Origin of the sequence: Dyella sp. (assembly GCF_051962475.1) — a bacterium.
In the GTDB taxonomy this organism is placed as follows: domain Bacteria; phylum Pseudomonadota; class Gammaproteobacteria; order Xanthomonadales; family Rhodanobacteraceae; genus Dyella_A.
This window is the reverse complement of record NZ_JBQCCF010000031.1, coordinates 19,189-32,803: the sequence shown is the minus strand read 5'-3', so window position 1 is coordinate 32,803 and position 13,615 is coordinate 19,189. Positions and strand designations below refer to the sequence as shown.

Sequence of the window (13,615 nt, the reverse complement as noted above, 5' to 3'; positions counted from 1 at the left end):
CCTCACTTGAGCCCGTCGAGGATCTGGTCGACCTTCTCGATCGTCAGAAACTCGTGATAGTGGCCGTTGACGGTCATCGCCGGCGCGCGCACGCACGCAGCGATGCATTCCTCTTCCTTCTTCAGGTAGACGCGCCCGTCCGGCGTGCTTTCGCCCAGCTTGATACCGAGCTTTTCCTCGCAGTGCCGCACCAGGTCCTCGGCGCCGTTGAGCCAGCACGAGATGTTGGTGCAGATTGCCACGTTGTTGCGGCCCACCGGCTTGGTCTCGAGCATCGAGTAGAAGCTCGCCACCTCGTAGGCCCACACGGCCGGCAGCTCGAGGTACTTCGCCACGGCGGTGATCAGCTCGTCGGTGAGGTAGCCGTGGTTCTGCTCCTGCGCGGCGAACAGCGCCTGGATCAGCGCCGAGCGCTTGCGGTCCGGCGGAAACTTCGCCACCCACGCATCGATGTGATGGCGGGTGTGGTCGTTGAGTACGACGAGCGGGTCGACGTTCCTGACCTGGTCGTAATGTCCGGTGGCTTTCATGGGAATCTTTTCCTCCGGCTCAGCGATCGACTTCGCCGAACACGAGGTCGTAGGTACCGATCATCGCCACCACGTCGGCCAGCATGTGGCCGCTCACGATGGGATCGATCGACGAAAGGTGCGCAAAGCCCGGCGCACGCAGATGCACGCGGAACGGCTTGTTCGCACCGTCGGAGACCAGGTAGCAGCCGAACTCGCCCTTGGGCGCCTCGACCGCGCAATAGGTCTCTCCAGCCGGCACGCCATAGCCTTCGGTGAACAGCTTGAAGTGATGGATGAGGGCTTCCATGTCCTCCTTCATCTCTTCGCGAGAGGGCGGCGCAACCTTGAAGTTCTTCAGCATCACCGGGCCCGGATTGGCACGCAGCCAGTCCACGCAATGCTTGATGATGCGATTGGACTGGCGCATCTCTTCCACGCGCACCAGGTAACGGTCGTAGCAGTCGCCGTTGACGCCGACCGGGATGTCGAAGTCCATCTGCGCGTACTTGGCGTACGGCTGCTTCTTGCGCAGGTCCCACGCCACACCCGAGCCGCGCAGCATCGCGCCGGTCATGCCCCACTGCTGGGCCAGCTCCGGGCTGATCACGCCGATGCCGACGGTGCGCTGCTTCCAGATGCGGTTGTTGGTGAGCAGCTCCTCGTACTCGTCGACCTTGGACGGGAAGTCCGCGGTGAACGCGTCGAGGAAGTCGAGCATGGAGCCTTCGCGCCAGCTGTTCAGGCGCTTGAGGTCGGCGCCCTTGTGCCAGGGCGACTCACGGTACTGCGGCATCTGCGCCGGCAGGTCGCGGTAGACGCCGCCGGGGCGGTAATAGGTGGCATGCATGCGCGCGCCGGAGACCGCCTCGTAGCAGTCCATCAGCTCTTCGCGCTCGCGGAACGCATACAGGAACACTGCCATCGCGCCGAGGTCGAGCGCGTTCGAGCCGATCCACATCAGGTGGTTCAGGATGCGGGTGATCTCGTCGAACATGGTGCGGATGTACTGCGCCCGCTCCGGCGCCTCGATGCCCAGCAGGGTCTCGATGGCGCGCACGTAGGCGTGCTCGTTGCACATCATCGACACGTAGTCGAGGCGGTCCATGTAGCCGATCGACTGGTTGAACGGCTTGGACTCGGCCAGCTTCTCGGTGCCACGATGCAGCAGGCCCACGTGCGGATCGGCGCGCACGATCGTCTCGCCGTCCATCTCCAGCACCAGGCGCAGCACGCCGTGCGCAGCGGGATGCTGCGGGCCGAAGTTCATCGTGTAGTTGCGGATTTCCTGGGCCATTCTCAGTTCTCCCGCCAGTGGTCGGCGGCCTCGGCCTTGGCCTGGATCAGGTCGGCGTCGTCGCGGATGGTGCGCGGCACCAGCACACGCGGCTCGATCGATACCGGTTCGTAGATCACACGTTTCTGTTCGGCGTCGTAGCGCACTTCGACGTTGCCGATCAGCGGGAAGTCCTTGCGGAACGGATGGCCGACGAAGCCGTAGTCGGTGAGGATGCGGCGCAGGTCCGGGTGCCCCTCGAACAGAATGCCGTACATGTCGAACGCCTCGCGCTCGAACCAGTTCACGCCCGCCCAGACGCCGGTGAGCGAGGGCACCACCGGCAACGTATCGTCCTCGGCGAACACGCGCAGGCGCAGGCGCAGGTTGTGTTCGATCGACAGCAGGTGGATCACCGCAGCAAAGCGACGCGGGTTGCGCTCCGGATGCGGCCGGCTGGCCCAGCTGAAGCGGCCGACCGCCTCGCCTTCCACACCGCGCGAGAAGCCTTCGCCGCCAGCCGTGTTGGTGTCCCACTCGGTCTGACCGTAGCCGAGGTAGTCGATGCCGCACAGGTCGATCAGCTCGCTGAAGCGGAACGAGGGCTCGTCGCGCAGCGCGGTGGCCACCGCCAGCAGGTCGGCGGCGCGGACCTCAGCGGTCACTTCGCGGCGCACGACGCTGATCGAGAGCATGTCGCCGAAACGGGCCGTGAGGCGTCCGGCGAGCGAGGTGTCTTGCGTATCAGTCATGGGGCAAGCGCCTTCAGGAACGCGCGATGGTGCTGGTGCGGCGGATCTTCTTCTGCAGTTGCAGAATGCCGTGGATCAGCGCCTCGGCCGTAGGCGGGCAGCCCGGCACGTAGATGTCCACCGGCACGATGCGATCGCAGCCGCGCACCACCGAGTAGGAGTAGTGGTAGTAGCCGCCGCCGTTGGCGCAGCTGCCCATCGAGATCACCCACTTCGGATCGGGCATCTGGTCGTAGACCTTGCGCAGCGCCGGAGCCATCTTGTTGACCAGGGTGCCGGCGACGATCATCACGTCGCTCTGGCGCGGGCTCGGGCGGAAGATCACGCCGTAGCGGTCCAGATCCAGACGCGCGGCGCCGGCGTGCATCATCTCCACTGCACAGCAGGCCAGACCGAAGGTCATCGGCCACATCGAGCCAGTGCGCGCCCAGTTCATCAGCGCGTCGACCGAGGTGGTGGCAAAGCCGCGCTGCACGATCGGGTTGTCGCCGGCCGGACGAAGAATGTCGTCGACCAGGTTCAGCGGCTGCGGGTTGTGCATCACCCGGTCGAGGGAAGACATCACTCCCATTCCAGTGCTCCCTTCTTCCAGACGTAGGCGAAGCCGATCACCAGCAGCAGCAGGAACAACGCCATCTCGATCAGCGCGGTGAGGCCGATCGACTGGAACACCACCGCCCACGGAAACAGGAAGGCGATTTCCAGATCGAAGATGATGAAGAGGATGGCCAGCAGGTAGTAGCGCACGTCGAAGCGCATGCGGGCGTCCTCGAACGCCTCAAAGCCGCACTCGTAGGGCGCAAGCTTTTCCGCTTCGGGCCGGCGCGGACCGGCGAGCAGACCGATGGCGAGCAGCACCAGGCCGAGGCCGGTGGCGACGCCGATGAACAGCAGGATGGGCCAGTATTCGGCGAGCACGATGCAACGTACCTCCGCGCCCGCGGGCGCATCAGTGACCGTGAGGAAGACGGTCCGGGAAGTGGCTTCAGCGAAAAGCGATGGCCGCAGAAGGCTCCATCACGATCACCCACGATCCATCGCAGGCGTCCAACCAGCCACGATCTGGTTCGGGGATCACGCTATTGTATCAGTGCCGGCAGGTGACACGACAAGTATTCGGGCGCGCAGATGACCGTGCATCGCCATGAAAAAGGCGTGCGCGCTTTTCGCCGGCGTCACATCGTGCTGGTCGGGCGGTCCGAGGCGGTCATGCCGGCGAGCAGGTTCTCGATGCGCTGGCGCGCCACCTCGCCGTCGCCCGATTCGTTGAAATGCACGCCGATGCCGGCGGGCCGGTTGCCCTGGGCGCCGACCGGGCTGATCCACACCACCTTGCCGGCCACCGACATGCGCTCGCTCTCGTCGATCAGGCTGATCAGCAGCACCACCTCGTCGCCCAGCGCGTAGCGCTGCGTGGTGGCCGCGAACAGGCCACCGTTCTTGAGGAACGGCATGTACGCGCTGTAGAGCGACGGAATGTCCTTGATCTTCAGCGAGATGATGCCCTGGCGGGCGACGACCGGATTCATGCCTGCTCCTGGCGGACCACTCCCACGCGGAATGGATGACGCATCGTAACGACCGCTGCCGCCGTGCGCAAAGCATGCAGCCACCCGTTCAGTGCGCCAGTTCGCACCAGCCCCAGTGGTCGAAGATCCACGGCGACGGCAGCCGCGCCTGCAGCTTGGCGAACCGCGGATCGCCCGCGTCGGATGCGGGCGCCGTCAACGCGTAGCCCTGCCCTGCCTGCACCCACGGCGCTCGTGACCACGGCCAGGCACCCGCCCCTGCGGTGTCGGCCACGGTGAGCGTGAGCCAGGGCCAGGTCAGACGCGGTGGCTGCCACGGCAGAAGTGACCGGGCGGTCGCCGGCTGCAGCGGAAGATAGCGCTCGGGCCGCTCGGCCAGCCGCGCCATGCGGCCGGCACTCAGAGCGAGCTGGCTGGCGTGACACGCCAGCGCCGCGCGCTTGCGCGACTGCATCGTTTCGTCGGCCGGCAGCACGAACGCATCGTCGCCATCAAGCGGCGGTCCGTGCACCTGATACAGCCAGACGTCGGGAGGCGCGCCGCGGCCCTGCATCGCCAATCGAAGCAAAACGTGGGCGGCGGAATGATCGGGGTGGCGGTCCTGCAGCGCCGGCATCGCCACCACCGTCGGCTCGAATGTGTCGAGCACTGCGCGAAGCGCGACCAACGATGCGGGAAGCTGCTGCTGCACGCGCCGGGTCAGTCCCTGATCGGCCCAGCCCAGCGCGGTGCACGCCTCGTCGGCCAAGCCGAGGCAGCGCATCGCCGCGCGGAATTCGTCGCGCCGGCGCGTCGCCCAGCGCAGGCGGTCGGCGCCGCGAATGAGTACGCGCCGCTCCAGCCAGCGTTGCGGCCACGGGTTGTTGTCGCCATCGCTCAACAGCAGCACGTGAGTCGTGCCGCCGGCAGCGAGCACATGCTGGATCAGCAGCCCGGCGGCCAGCGTTTCGTCGTCGGGGTGCGGCGCCACCACCAGCAGGCGCGTGCGGGCGGAAAGGGACTGCAGCATGGGCGCGGCGGGCTGGCGGGGCGGGCGCTCAGCGCCAGCGGGCCAGCAGCTCCAGCAGGGTCAGATCGCCGCGCAGCGGGCCACGCAGCGACTCGCGCGCACGATTGGCCGTGGCGTACCAGTCGGCCAGCTGAGCCGGCTCGAGCGAACTGGCCAGCGGCCCGGTGACGCCCGACAGCTTCGCCTTCGCCTCCTCGGCCACCGCCTGGGCGGCGAACCAGACACGCTGCGCCGGCTCGCTGTCCAGCCAGCGCCGCACCACGTCCATCGCCTCACCGCGGCCTGCGGCGAGCCCCGCCAGATCCTTGCGTACCTCGTGGCGGCGATCGAGCGCACCCTCCTGCACCCAGCGCTGGGCCAGCCCAGGATTGCCGCCAGCGGCGCCCAGTGCCGCCGCGGCATCAGGTACCCCCTGCGCCTGGAGCCACGCCAGCGCCTGGTCCGCGGCCGGTAGATGGAACTCGATGCGCTGGCAGCGGGAGCGAATGGTCTGCGGCAAGCGCCACGGCGCGTCGGCCACCAGCACCAGCATGGTCTGCGCCGCGGGTTCCTCCAGCGTCTTGAGCAAGGCGTTGGCAGCCGCCCCGTTGAGCGCATCGGCCGGATCGATGGTAGCGACCTGCCAGCCGCCGAACTGGCTGGACATGGCCAGCCGCGCCGAAAGTTCGCGGATCTGATCGATCACGATCTCGCTACGCTGCACGCCGTCCTTGCGCAAGCCATAGCTCAGCGTGACGCGGTCCGGATGGGTGCCTGCAACCTGCAACGCGCAGCTGCGGCAATGGCCACACGCCTCGCCGCCCACGGGCTCCAGACACAGCAGTCCTCGCACGAAGCGTTCGGCAAACGCGCGCTTGCCCAGGCCCTCCGGACCGCAAACCAGCAGCGCATGCGGCAGTGCGCCGCGCGCACGGCGCGCCTGCAGCCGCGCCCAGTGTTCGTCCTGCCAGGGCATGACGCTCATGCCGCACCCTCCAGCAGTGGCGCCAGCGCAGCGATCGCCGCCGCCAGCACCTGCGCCGGCGTGCCGCTGGCGTCGATCACCCGGAAGCGCTGCGGCTCGGCCTGCGCGCGTGCGCGGTAGACCGCGCGTACGCGCTCGAAAAATGCGTCCGCTTCTGCCTCGATGCGATCGACGTCGCCACGACCTGCGGCGCGCATGCGCCCATCGGCCACGGGCAGATCCAGCAGCAAGGTGAGATCCGGCGCGGTGCCCGCACAGGCCCAGGCCTCCAGCGCCGCGATGCGCTCCATCGGCTGGCCGCGGCCGCCGCCCTGGTAGGCATAACTGGCATCGGCGAAGCGGTCGCACAGCACCCACTGCCCGGCCGCCAGCGCCGGCGCGATGCGCTCGCGTACCAGCTGAGCGCGTGAGGCGAACATCAGCAGCAGCTCGCTCTCTGCGCTCATGCCGCGCATGGAGGGGTCCAGCAGAATCCGCCGCAGCGATTCGCCCAGCGGCGTGCCGCCGGGTTCGCGCGTCTGCAGCAGATCGAGGCCCTGCTCCGCCAGGTGATCGCGCAGGCCGGCCAGCAGGGTGCTCTTGCCCGCGCCTTCACCGCCTTCGAGACTGATGAACCGACCGCGCGTCATCACTGGCACCGCTTGAGCTGGTAGCAGGCGACGTTGTGGTTGTGCTCGGCCAGCGTGCTGGCGAACACGTGGGTGCCATCGCCGCGCGCTACGAAGTAGAGGTCCTTGCCGGGCGCCGGATGCAGCGCCGCCTCGATCGCCGGCTTGCCTGGCAGCGCGATCGGCGTGGGCGGCAGGCCCGCGCGGGTATACGTGTTGTAGGGCGTATCGGTGGTGAGGTCGCTGCGCCGGATGTTGCCCGCGTAGCTCGCCCCCATGCCGTAGATCACGCTGGGGTCGGTCTGCAGCAGCATGTGGTTCTCCAGCCGGCGCACGAACACGCCGGCGATCCGCTTGCGCTCGTCGGCGCGGCCGGTTTCCTTTTCCACGATGGAAGCGAGGATCAGCGCGTCGTAAGGCGTGGCCAGCGGCAGGTCGACATCGCGGCCGGGCCACAGCGCATCGAGTGTCTTGTGCATGGCCGCATAAGCGCGCTTGAGCACATCGACGTCGCTGTCGCCTTTCACGTAGGCATAGGTTTCCGGCAGAAAACGCCCTTCCGGCGCCTCGCCCGGCGCGCCGATCTTGCGCATCAGCGCGGCGTTGTCCAAACCGGTGGTGAGGTGCTGCAGCTTGCCGGCCTGGTCGAGCGCGGCGCGCAGCTCGGCGAAGGTCCAGCCGTCGACGATGGTGAAGTCGTGCTGCAGCACGCGGCCGCTGGCCATGGCCTCAAGCAGCGCGCGCGGCGTGATGCCTTGCGGCAACGCGTACTCACCCGCGTGCAGCTTGCCCGCTACCTGCATCCGCTCGGCCAGTGCGCGCCAGTACAGCGGCGAAGCGGCGCTGAAGCCCTGCTCGCGCAGCTGCGCCACGATCTGCTTGAAACCGCTGCCTTTGGCGATATCGATCGACTGGCCAGACGCGCGCACCTGCAGCGGCGTGCGGCTGAAGCGATCCAAGTCATGCCAGAGCCAGCCGGCGGCCCCCGCTGCGGCCAGCAGCAGCACCACGATCAGCATGCGCCAGCGCGCACCACCCCATATGCCATGACCACTCTTGCCCGCACGACTCATGCCTGCTCCAACGAAAAACCCAGGGGGCGCCAATGCTTCTGCAGCGCGCGCGTTACCGGACCGGGACGGAAGACCTTATCCCCGACGGCCTGAACTGGCAGGATGCCGCGGACGCTCGACGTGAGGAAGAGCTCGCTTGCCGCGAGCAGCTCATCCAGGCGCACGTCACACACCTGCGCGCCCGGTCGCGTCGCCAGCACTTCGGCCCGCGCCACGCCCGCCACGCCGCAGCGCTCGAGCGCGGGCGTGACCAGCGTCCCGTCGATCACCGCAAAGACGTTCGCCATGGTCGCGCACACCACGCGGCCGACTGCATCCAGCAACAGACCTTCGGTGATCTCCGGATCGTTCCATTCGGCGCGTGCCAGCACCTGTTCCAGCCGGTTGAGATGCTTGATGCCGGCCAGCCGGGGCTGATCGGCAAGACGCAGGTCGCAGATGCGCACCCGGATACCGTCCGAAGCCAGGCGAGGGTCCAGCGCAGGCATGGGATACGCCGTCACGACGCGGGTCGGCTGCACGTCGACGGGCGGCGCATAACCCCGCGCACCCTCGCCGCGGCTCAGCGTGATACGTACCACCGCCGCGGACATGCCGTCGGTCACGGCCTGCAGCTCGGCGGCCAGCGTCGCCGTATCCGGGGCCGGCAAGCCGAGGCGCGCACAGCCCTCGGTCAATCGCGCCATGTGCCGCGACCACAGCGGCGCCACCCCGGCGACTACCCGCACCGTCTCGAACAGACCGTCGCCGTAGAGCAGGCCGCGATCGCGCACCGACACCGTGGTGGCGGCCCGCCCGTTGACCCGCTCGCGGGCAACCATCACCCCGCCACACCGAGCGCCCGCAGCAGGCCGCGCGCCTTCGCCCGCGTCTCGTCGAGCTCGCTCGCGGCCACCGAATCGGCCACGATCCCCGCGCCGGCGCGCAGGCTGACTGTGCTGCCAACCTGGGTCAGCGTGCGGATGAGGATGTTGAGGTCCATGTCGCCATTGCGGTCGAGATAGCCGAGCGCTCCAGTGTAGGCACCGCGCGGCGAATCTTCGAGCGCGGCGATGATCTCCATGCAGCGCACCTTCGGGCAGCCGGTGATGGTGCCACCGGGAAAGGTCGCGGCGATCAGCTGCCCCGGCGTCACCTCCGGACGCAGCCGGCCGCGCACGTTCGACACGATGTGGTGCACGTGGGCATAGCTCTCCACCACCATCAGCTCGTCGACTTCCACCGAACCTGGCACGCAGACGCGGCCAAGATCGTTGCGCTCCAGGTCGATCAGCATCACGTGCTCGGCGCGCTCCTTCGGGTGCGCGCTGAGCTCGCGAATGCGCGCCAGTTCGTCGTCCCCGGCCAAACGGGGACGAGTACCGGCGATCGGCCGGGTTTGCGCGATGCCGCCGCGCGACTCCACCAGCCGCTCCGGCGAGGAGCTCACCACCGACCATCCGGGTTGCTGCAACAGTCCGGCAAACGGCGCGGGATTGGCGCGGCTCAACGCCTGGTAAAGCGCGGCCGGCACGGGCGCATTCGCATACCGGGCGCGCCAGCCGCGCGACAGATTCACCTGGAAGATGTCGCCCGCCAGCAGGTGCTGGTGGATGCGTTCCACGCCATCGAGAAACAGCGATGGCGCGTCCTCGTCGATCCGCTCGGGCAGCGGTGCCTGCGGCACGGCGCAGGGCTGAGTGAGATCGTGCTCGATACGATCCAGTTCGGCTTCATGTCCCGGCTCGGCGATCAGCGTCGTCTCGCCACGACGGTGATCGACGATCACCGCCGCAGGACAGCGCAGAGCCAGCGCAATCGGCAGCGGACCGGACTTGGCGAGCGCCAACCGCGGCTCGATCTCCCCCGCCAGCTCGTAGCTCAGGAACAGCAGCCAGCCACCGTGAAACGGCAGCTCGTCGTGCTCGTCGCGCGGCATGCGCAGCGACTGCCAGCGCGCATCGAGCGCATCGAGAAAACGGCCCGGCAGCGCTTGGCCAGCTCCGTCGCGCAGCTGCCCGTCCGGCTCCAGCCGCAGGCTGTCGTCAACTGCGACGAACAGGATGTCGTAGCGCGCCTGCGCGGTGTGATGCACCACGCTCTGCAGCAGGCCGCAATAGCGCTCGGGAAACGCAGCGGCCAGCGCAAGCAGGTCGCGCTGGCCGCTCAGGGTACGGCGATGGCAGGTCACTCGTGGGTTCAGACGCGACGGAAGACCAACGTGCCGTTGGTACCACCAAAGCCGAACGAGTTGGACATCGCCACCTCGAGCTTGGCCTGCTCGGCCTTGTTCGGCACCAGGTCCATGCCCAACGCGGCAACTTCGGGGTCGACTTCCTGCAGGTTCATGGTGGGCGGCATCACGCCGTCGCGCAGCGCCATGATCGAGAAGATCGCCTCCACGCCGCCGGCGGCACCGAGCAGGTGACCGGTCGCCGACTTGGTGGAGCTGACTGCGAACTGGCCCTTCTTGGTGGCGTGCTCGCCGAACACGTTGCGGATGGCCTTGGCCTCGCCCAGATCGCCCACCGGGGTGGAGGTGCCGTGCGCGTTGACGTACTGCACCTCTTCCGGCTTCAGGCCAGCGTCGTGCAGGGCGTTGCGCATGGCCAGCTCGGCGCCGTCGCCGCTGGGCGCGGTGATGTGGAACGCATCGCCGCTCATGCCGAAGCCGATGATCTCGGCCAGGATGTTGGCGCCGCGCGCCTTGGCGAATTCGTATTCCTCCAGCATCAGCATGCCCGCGCCGTTGGACAGCAGGAAGCCGTCACGACCGGTGTCCCACGGACGGCTGGCGTGCGTCGGATCGTCGTTGCGGGTGGACATTGCCTTGGCCGAGCAGAAACCGGCCATTGCGGTGGGCGTGGTGGCGAACTCGGCGCCGCCGGCCAGCATGGCATCGGCATCGCCGTACTGGATCAGGCGCATCGCCATGCCGATGTTGTGCGCCGCCGTGGTGCAGGCGGAGACCAGCGCGATGTTCGGCCCCTTCAGGCCGTGATAGATCGACAGGTTGCCGGCGACCATGTTGATGATCGAGCTGGGCACGTAGAACGGCGACACCTTGCGCGGGCCCTTCTCGGCCAGCTCGAGCGTGGTCGACTCGATCGTGTGCAGGCCGCCGATGCCAGCGCCAGCGGCGATGCCGATGCGCCCGGCGTTCTCATCGGTGACGACCAGCCCGGACTGGCGCAGCGCGTGCGTGCCGGCCACGATGCCGTAGTGGATGAACGGGTCCATCCGCTTGAAGTCCTTGCCGATCGCGCGCTGCTCGTCCGGCGGCACGTCGGTGCCTTCGAAATAGGCGGCGACCGGATCGAAGTTGCGCACTTCACCGGCGATGCGGGTGGCGTAGGCGCTGGCGTCGAACGCCGTCACCGGGCCGATGCCGCTGTTGCCTTCAAGGACATTCTTCCAGGCGGTGGCAATGTCGTTGCCGACCGGCGAGATGATGCCCATGCCGGTCACAACCACGCGTCGCTTGCTCATGCTCTTGTTCCTTCGTGATGCCGTCTTGTCGCCGATCGGGGCGCGCTTTGCCACCGGCAGGCTCGTCGCGATCCGGCGGATGCGGCATGCGCACACCATACGGGATCGGACGTTGCAGAATTCAGAAACGAAAACTGCGCCAATGTGGCGCAGCTTTCGCTATCGGATCCATGGAAGCGGGGCACGCATGCAGCGTCCACCGCTTCCCGACTCGATCAATCCTTGGAGTGGGCCTTGATGTAGTCGACGGCCTGCTGCACGGTGGTGATCTTCTCGGCTTCCTCGTCCGGGATCTCGGTCTCGAACTCTTCTTCCAGAGCCATCACCAGCTCGACCGTGTCCAGCGAATCTGCGCCCAGATCGTCCACGAACGAAGCGTTCGCCGTGACCTCATCTTCCTTCACGCCCAGCTGCTCGATGACGATTTTCTTGACGCGTTCTTCGATGGTGCTCATGTACCAAACCTCCCAAGGAGAAATTTTTATGCTGCGCCGGCGGGTTCCGGCATAAGCCTGCGGTCGCGTGCCCGGAGGGCGTCCACGTCCCGCTGACGGTGGAGCCACGCAGGCCTCGGGGCCGGCGCGAAGGGCGCATTGTCGCCTAAAACGGGTCCGCTGGCGACAACTGGCCCAATGAGGGGCGGCGCGGTGCGCCGCCGGCATCAGGGCATGTACATGCCGCCGTTGACGTGCAGTGTCTCGCCGGTGATGTAGGCCGCTGCCGGCGAGGCCAGGAAGCCTACCGCCTTGGCGATATCGCTCGCCTCGCCCAGATGGCCCAGCGCGATCTGGCCGAGCAGGCCGCTGCGCTGTTCTTCGCTGAGCGCGCGCGTCATGTCGGTGTCGATGAAACCCGGCGCCACCACGTTCACCGTGATGCCGCGGCTACCGATCTCGCGCGCCAGCGACTTGGAGAACGCGATGATGCCTGCCTTGGCGGCGGCGTAGTTGGCCTGCCCCGGGTTGCCGGTGACGCCGACCACCGAGGCGATCGAGATGATGCGACCCTTGCGCGCCTTCATCATGCCGCGCATCACCGCCTTGGACGTGCGGTAGACCGAAGTGAGATTGGTGTCCAGGATGGCCTGCCAATCTTCGTCCTTCATGCGCATCAGCAACTGGTCGCGGGTGATACCGGCGTTGTTGACCAGGATCGAGACAGCGCCGAATTCCTTGCCGATGGCCTCGATCAGCGCATCGACGGCAGCGCCGTCGGTCACGTCGAGTTTGCGACCGTGGCCACCGCGCGCGGCTAGCCGCTCGCCGATCGCCGATGCGCCGCTGTCGCTGGTCGCGGTGCCGATCACGGTGGCGCCCATCGCGGCCAGTTCGTCGGCAATCGCCGCGCCGATGCCGCGGCTCGCGCCGGTGATCAGGGCGATCTCACCCTTGAGTATGTCGTTCATGCGAATGTCCTTGCAGTTCGAATTCGGGAGGGATCAGACCCACTCGGCGCGGGCAGCCTCGAAGTCACCCGGCGTGCCCAGTGCGCGCGTATCGATCGACTTGTCGATCCGCTTGACCAGCCCGGCCAGCACCTTGCCGGGGCCGCACTCGGCAATGCGGGTGGCGCCGCCAGCGACCAGCGCCTGCACGCAGCCACTCCAGCGCACCGGCAGGTAGAGCTGGCTGACCAGCGCCTGGCGGATCGAGTCGACGCCGTCATGCACGCGCGCATCGACGTTCTGCACCACCGGAATCTTCGGCGTGTGCCAGGCATACGCAGTCATCGCCTCGGCCAGCCGGTTGGCGGCCTCGCGCATCAGCGGGGTGTGCGAGGGCACGCTCACCGGCAGCTTCACCGCCTTGCGCACGCCGCGCTCGGCCAGCAGCGCCAGCGCCTTGTCCACGGCGTCGGCATGGCCGCCGATCACCACCTGGCCCGGAGAATTGAAGTTGGCGGCCACCACCACGTGAACGCCGGAGGCGTCACGACAGGCCTCCTCGACCACGGCGTCCTCGGCACCCAGCACGGCCGCCATCGCACCGGAGCCTTCCGGCGCCGCTTCCTGCATGGCCTGCCCGCGAATACGCACGAGGTGCGCCGCATCGCGCAACGCGATCGCCTCGGCAGCGACCAGCGCGCTGTACTCGCCCAAACTGTGGCCCGCCAATTGCGCCGGCAAGGGGCCGCCCTGCGCGCGCCACACGCGCCATACCGCCACGCTGGCGGCCAGCAGTGCCGGCTGGGTGTATTCGGTGCGGTTGAGCTGCTGTTCCGGCCCCTGCTGGCTGAGCGCCCACAGGTCGACGCCCGCGCCGTCGGACGCCTCGTCGAACGTGGCCTTCACTTCCGGATGCAGCTCGGCCAGCTCGGCCAGCATGCCGACCGACTGGGAGCCCTGGCCCGGGAACACGAAGGCCAGCGAGGAGACAGGTGCAGTCATGAAGCAAAACCCGGTGGGAAAACCGCGATGGTGCCAGCAAT

Annotated in this window: 16 protein-coding genes; all 16 read right to left on the bottom strand. The window is 67.9% G+C overall.

Features of this window, described 5'->3' with window-relative positions; all coding sequences use genetic code 11:
- Positions 1–2: 2 nt before the first annotated feature.
- Positions 3–530: an NADH-quinone oxidoreductase subunit NuoE gene (gene nuoE / locus ACTHJF_RS06530; protein ID WP_431636593.1), complete on the bottom strand. Its 528-nt coding sequence runs from the start codon at positions 528–530 to the stop codon at positions 3–5.
- Between the two features lie 19 nt (positions 531–549).
- Positions 550–1,806, bottom strand: coding sequence for an NADH-quinone oxidoreductase subunit D (locus tag ACTHJF_RS06525; protein WP_440266404.1), 1,257 nt, complete (start codon positions 1,804–1,806; stop codon positions 550–552).
- A gap of 2 nt (positions 1,807–1,808) precedes the next feature.
- Complete coding sequence (locus ACTHJF_RS06520; protein ID WP_440266403.1) at positions 1,809–2,537, bottom strand: NADH-quinone oxidoreductase subunit C; 729 nt, start codon at positions 2,535–2,537, stop codon at positions 1,809–1,811.
- A 13-nt stretch (positions 2,538–2,550) separates the two neighbouring features.
- Positions 2,551–3,108, bottom strand: coding sequence for a NuoB/complex I 20 kDa subunit family protein (locus ACTHJF_RS06515; RefSeq protein ID WP_404633121.1), 558 nt, complete (start codon positions 3,106–3,108; stop codon positions 2,551–2,553).
- Positions 3,099–3,455 carry an NADH-quinone oxidoreductase subunit A gene (locus ACTHJF_RS06510; protein WP_404633119.1) on the bottom strand — a complete coding sequence of 119 codons (357 nt, stop codon included), beginning with the start codon at positions 3,453–3,455 and terminating at the stop codon, positions 3,099–3,101. The genes ACTHJF_RS06515 and ACTHJF_RS06510 overlap by 10 nt, the downstream gene beginning before the upstream one ends.
- 257 nt (positions 3,456–3,712) lie before the next feature.
- A complete protein-coding gene (locus ACTHJF_RS06505; protein WP_431636590.1) occupies positions 3,713–4,066 on the bottom strand; it encodes a PilZ domain-containing protein in 354 nt (117 codons plus the stop codon).
- An 88-nt stretch (positions 4,067–4,154) separates the two neighbouring features.
- Positions 4,155–5,075, bottom strand: a complete 921-nt coding sequence (locus tag ACTHJF_RS06500) for a PIG-L deacetylase family protein (protein ID WP_440266402.1) — start codon at positions 5,073–5,075, stop codon at positions 4,155–4,157.
- Positions 5,076–5,103: 28 nt separating this feature from the next.
- The gene (gene holB / locus ACTHJF_RS06495) at positions 5,104–6,039 is read right to left on the bottom strand and encodes a DNA polymerase III subunit delta' (protein ID WP_440266401.1); all 936 of its coding nucleotides are present in this window, start codon (positions 6,037–6,039) and stop codon (positions 5,104–5,106) included.
- On the bottom strand, positions 6,036–6,668 hold the full coding sequence (gene tmk / locus ACTHJF_RS06490; RefSeq protein WP_440266400.1) for a dTMP kinase: 633 nt from the start codon (positions 6,666–6,668) through the stop codon (positions 6,036–6,038). Before tmk ends, holB begins: the two co-directional genes overlap by 4 nt.
- Entirely contained in the window at positions 6,668–7,720 is a 1,053-nt protein-coding gene (gene mltG, locus ACTHJF_RS06485; protein WP_440266399.1) for an endolytic transglycosylase MltG, read from the bottom strand. The genes tmk and mltG overlap by 1 nt, the downstream gene beginning before the upstream one ends.
- Entirely contained in the window at positions 7,717–8,541 is an 825-nt protein-coding gene (pabC, locus tag ACTHJF_RS06480) for an aminodeoxychorismate lyase (RefSeq protein WP_440266398.1), read from the bottom strand. The genes mltG and pabC overlap by 4 nt, the downstream gene beginning before the upstream one ends.
- Positions 8,541–9,890, bottom strand: coding sequence for an aminodeoxychorismate synthase component I (locus ACTHJF_RS06475; RefSeq protein ID WP_440266397.1), 1,350 nt, complete (start codon positions 9,888–9,890; stop codon positions 8,541–8,543). The genes pabC and ACTHJF_RS06475 overlap by 1 nt, the downstream gene beginning before the upstream one ends.
- An 8-nt stretch (positions 9,891–9,898) precedes the next feature.
- On the bottom strand, positions 9,899–11,188 hold the full coding sequence (fabF, locus tag ACTHJF_RS06470; protein WP_440266396.1) for a beta-ketoacyl-ACP synthase II: 1,290 nt from the start codon (positions 11,186–11,188) through the stop codon (positions 9,899–9,901).
- A gap of 215 nt (positions 11,189–11,403) precedes the next feature.
- Entirely contained in the window at positions 11,404–11,643 is a 240-nt protein-coding gene (acpP, locus tag ACTHJF_RS06465; protein WP_056003912.1) for an acyl carrier protein, read from the bottom strand.
- 206 nt (positions 11,644–11,849) lie between these two features.
- The gene (gene fabG / locus ACTHJF_RS06460; RefSeq protein WP_440266395.1) at positions 11,850–12,593 is read right to left on the bottom strand and encodes a 3-oxoacyl-ACP reductase FabG; all 744 of its coding nucleotides are present in this window, start codon (positions 12,591–12,593) and stop codon (positions 11,850–11,852) included.
- 33 nt (positions 12,594–12,626) lie between these two features.
- The gene (fabD, locus tag ACTHJF_RS06455; protein WP_440266394.1) at positions 12,627–13,574 is read right to left on the bottom strand and encodes an ACP S-malonyltransferase; all 948 of its coding nucleotides are present in this window, start codon (positions 13,572–13,574) and stop codon (positions 12,627–12,629) included.
- Positions 13,575–13,615: the final 41 nt, after the last annotated feature.

Coding starts and splice junctions, on each gene's coding strand:
- nuoE (WP_431636593.1), bottom strand. CDS start 530: ATGAAAGCCACCGGACATTACGACCAGGTCAGGAACGTCGACCCGCTC.
- ACTHJF_RS06525 (WP_440266404.1), bottom strand. CDS start 1,806: ATGGCCCAGGAAATCCGCAACTACACGATGAACTTCGGCCCGCAGCAT.
- ACTHJF_RS06520 (WP_440266403.1), bottom strand. CDS start 2,537: ATGACTGATACGCAAGACACCTCGCTCGCCGGACGCCTCACGGCCCGT.
- ACTHJF_RS06515 (WP_404633121.1), bottom strand. CDS start 3,108: ATGGGAGTGATGTCTTCCCTCGACCGGGTGATGCACAACCCGCAGCCG.
- ACTHJF_RS06505 (WP_431636590.1), bottom strand. CDS start 4,066: ATGAATCCGGTCGTCGCCCGCCAGGGCATCATCTCGCTGAAGATCAAG.
- ACTHJF_RS06500 (WP_440266402.1), bottom strand. CDS start 5,075: ATGCTGCAGTCCCTTTCCGCCCGCACGCGCCTGCTGGTGGTGGCGCCG.
- holB (WP_440266401.1), bottom strand. CDS start 6,039: ATGAGCGTCATGCCCTGGCAGGACGAACACTGGGCGCGGCTGCAGGCG.
- tmk (WP_440266400.1), bottom strand. CDS start 6,668: ATGACGCGCGGTCGGTTCATCAGTCTCGAAGGCGGTGAAGGCGCGGGC.
- mltG (WP_440266399.1), bottom strand. CDS start 7,720: ATGAGTCGTGCGGGCAAGAGTGGTCATGGCATATGGGGTGGTGCGCGC.
- pabC (WP_440266398.1), bottom strand. CDS start 8,541: ATGGTTGCCCGCGAGCGGGTCAACGGGCGGGCCGCCACCACGGTGTCG.
- fabF (WP_440266396.1), bottom strand. CDS start 11,188: ATGAGCAAGCGACGCGTGGTTGTGACCGGCATGGGCATCATCTCGCCG.
- acpP (WP_056003912.1), bottom strand. CDS start 11,643: ATGAGCACCATCGAAGAACGCGTCAAGAAAATCGTCATCGAGCAGCTG.
- fabG (WP_440266395.1), bottom strand. CDS start 12,593: ATGAACGACATACTCAAGGGTGAGATCGCCCTGATCACCGGCGCGAGC.
- fabD (WP_440266394.1), bottom strand. CDS start 13,574: ATGACTGCACCTGTCTCCTCGCTGGCCTTCGTGTTCCCGGGCCAGGGC.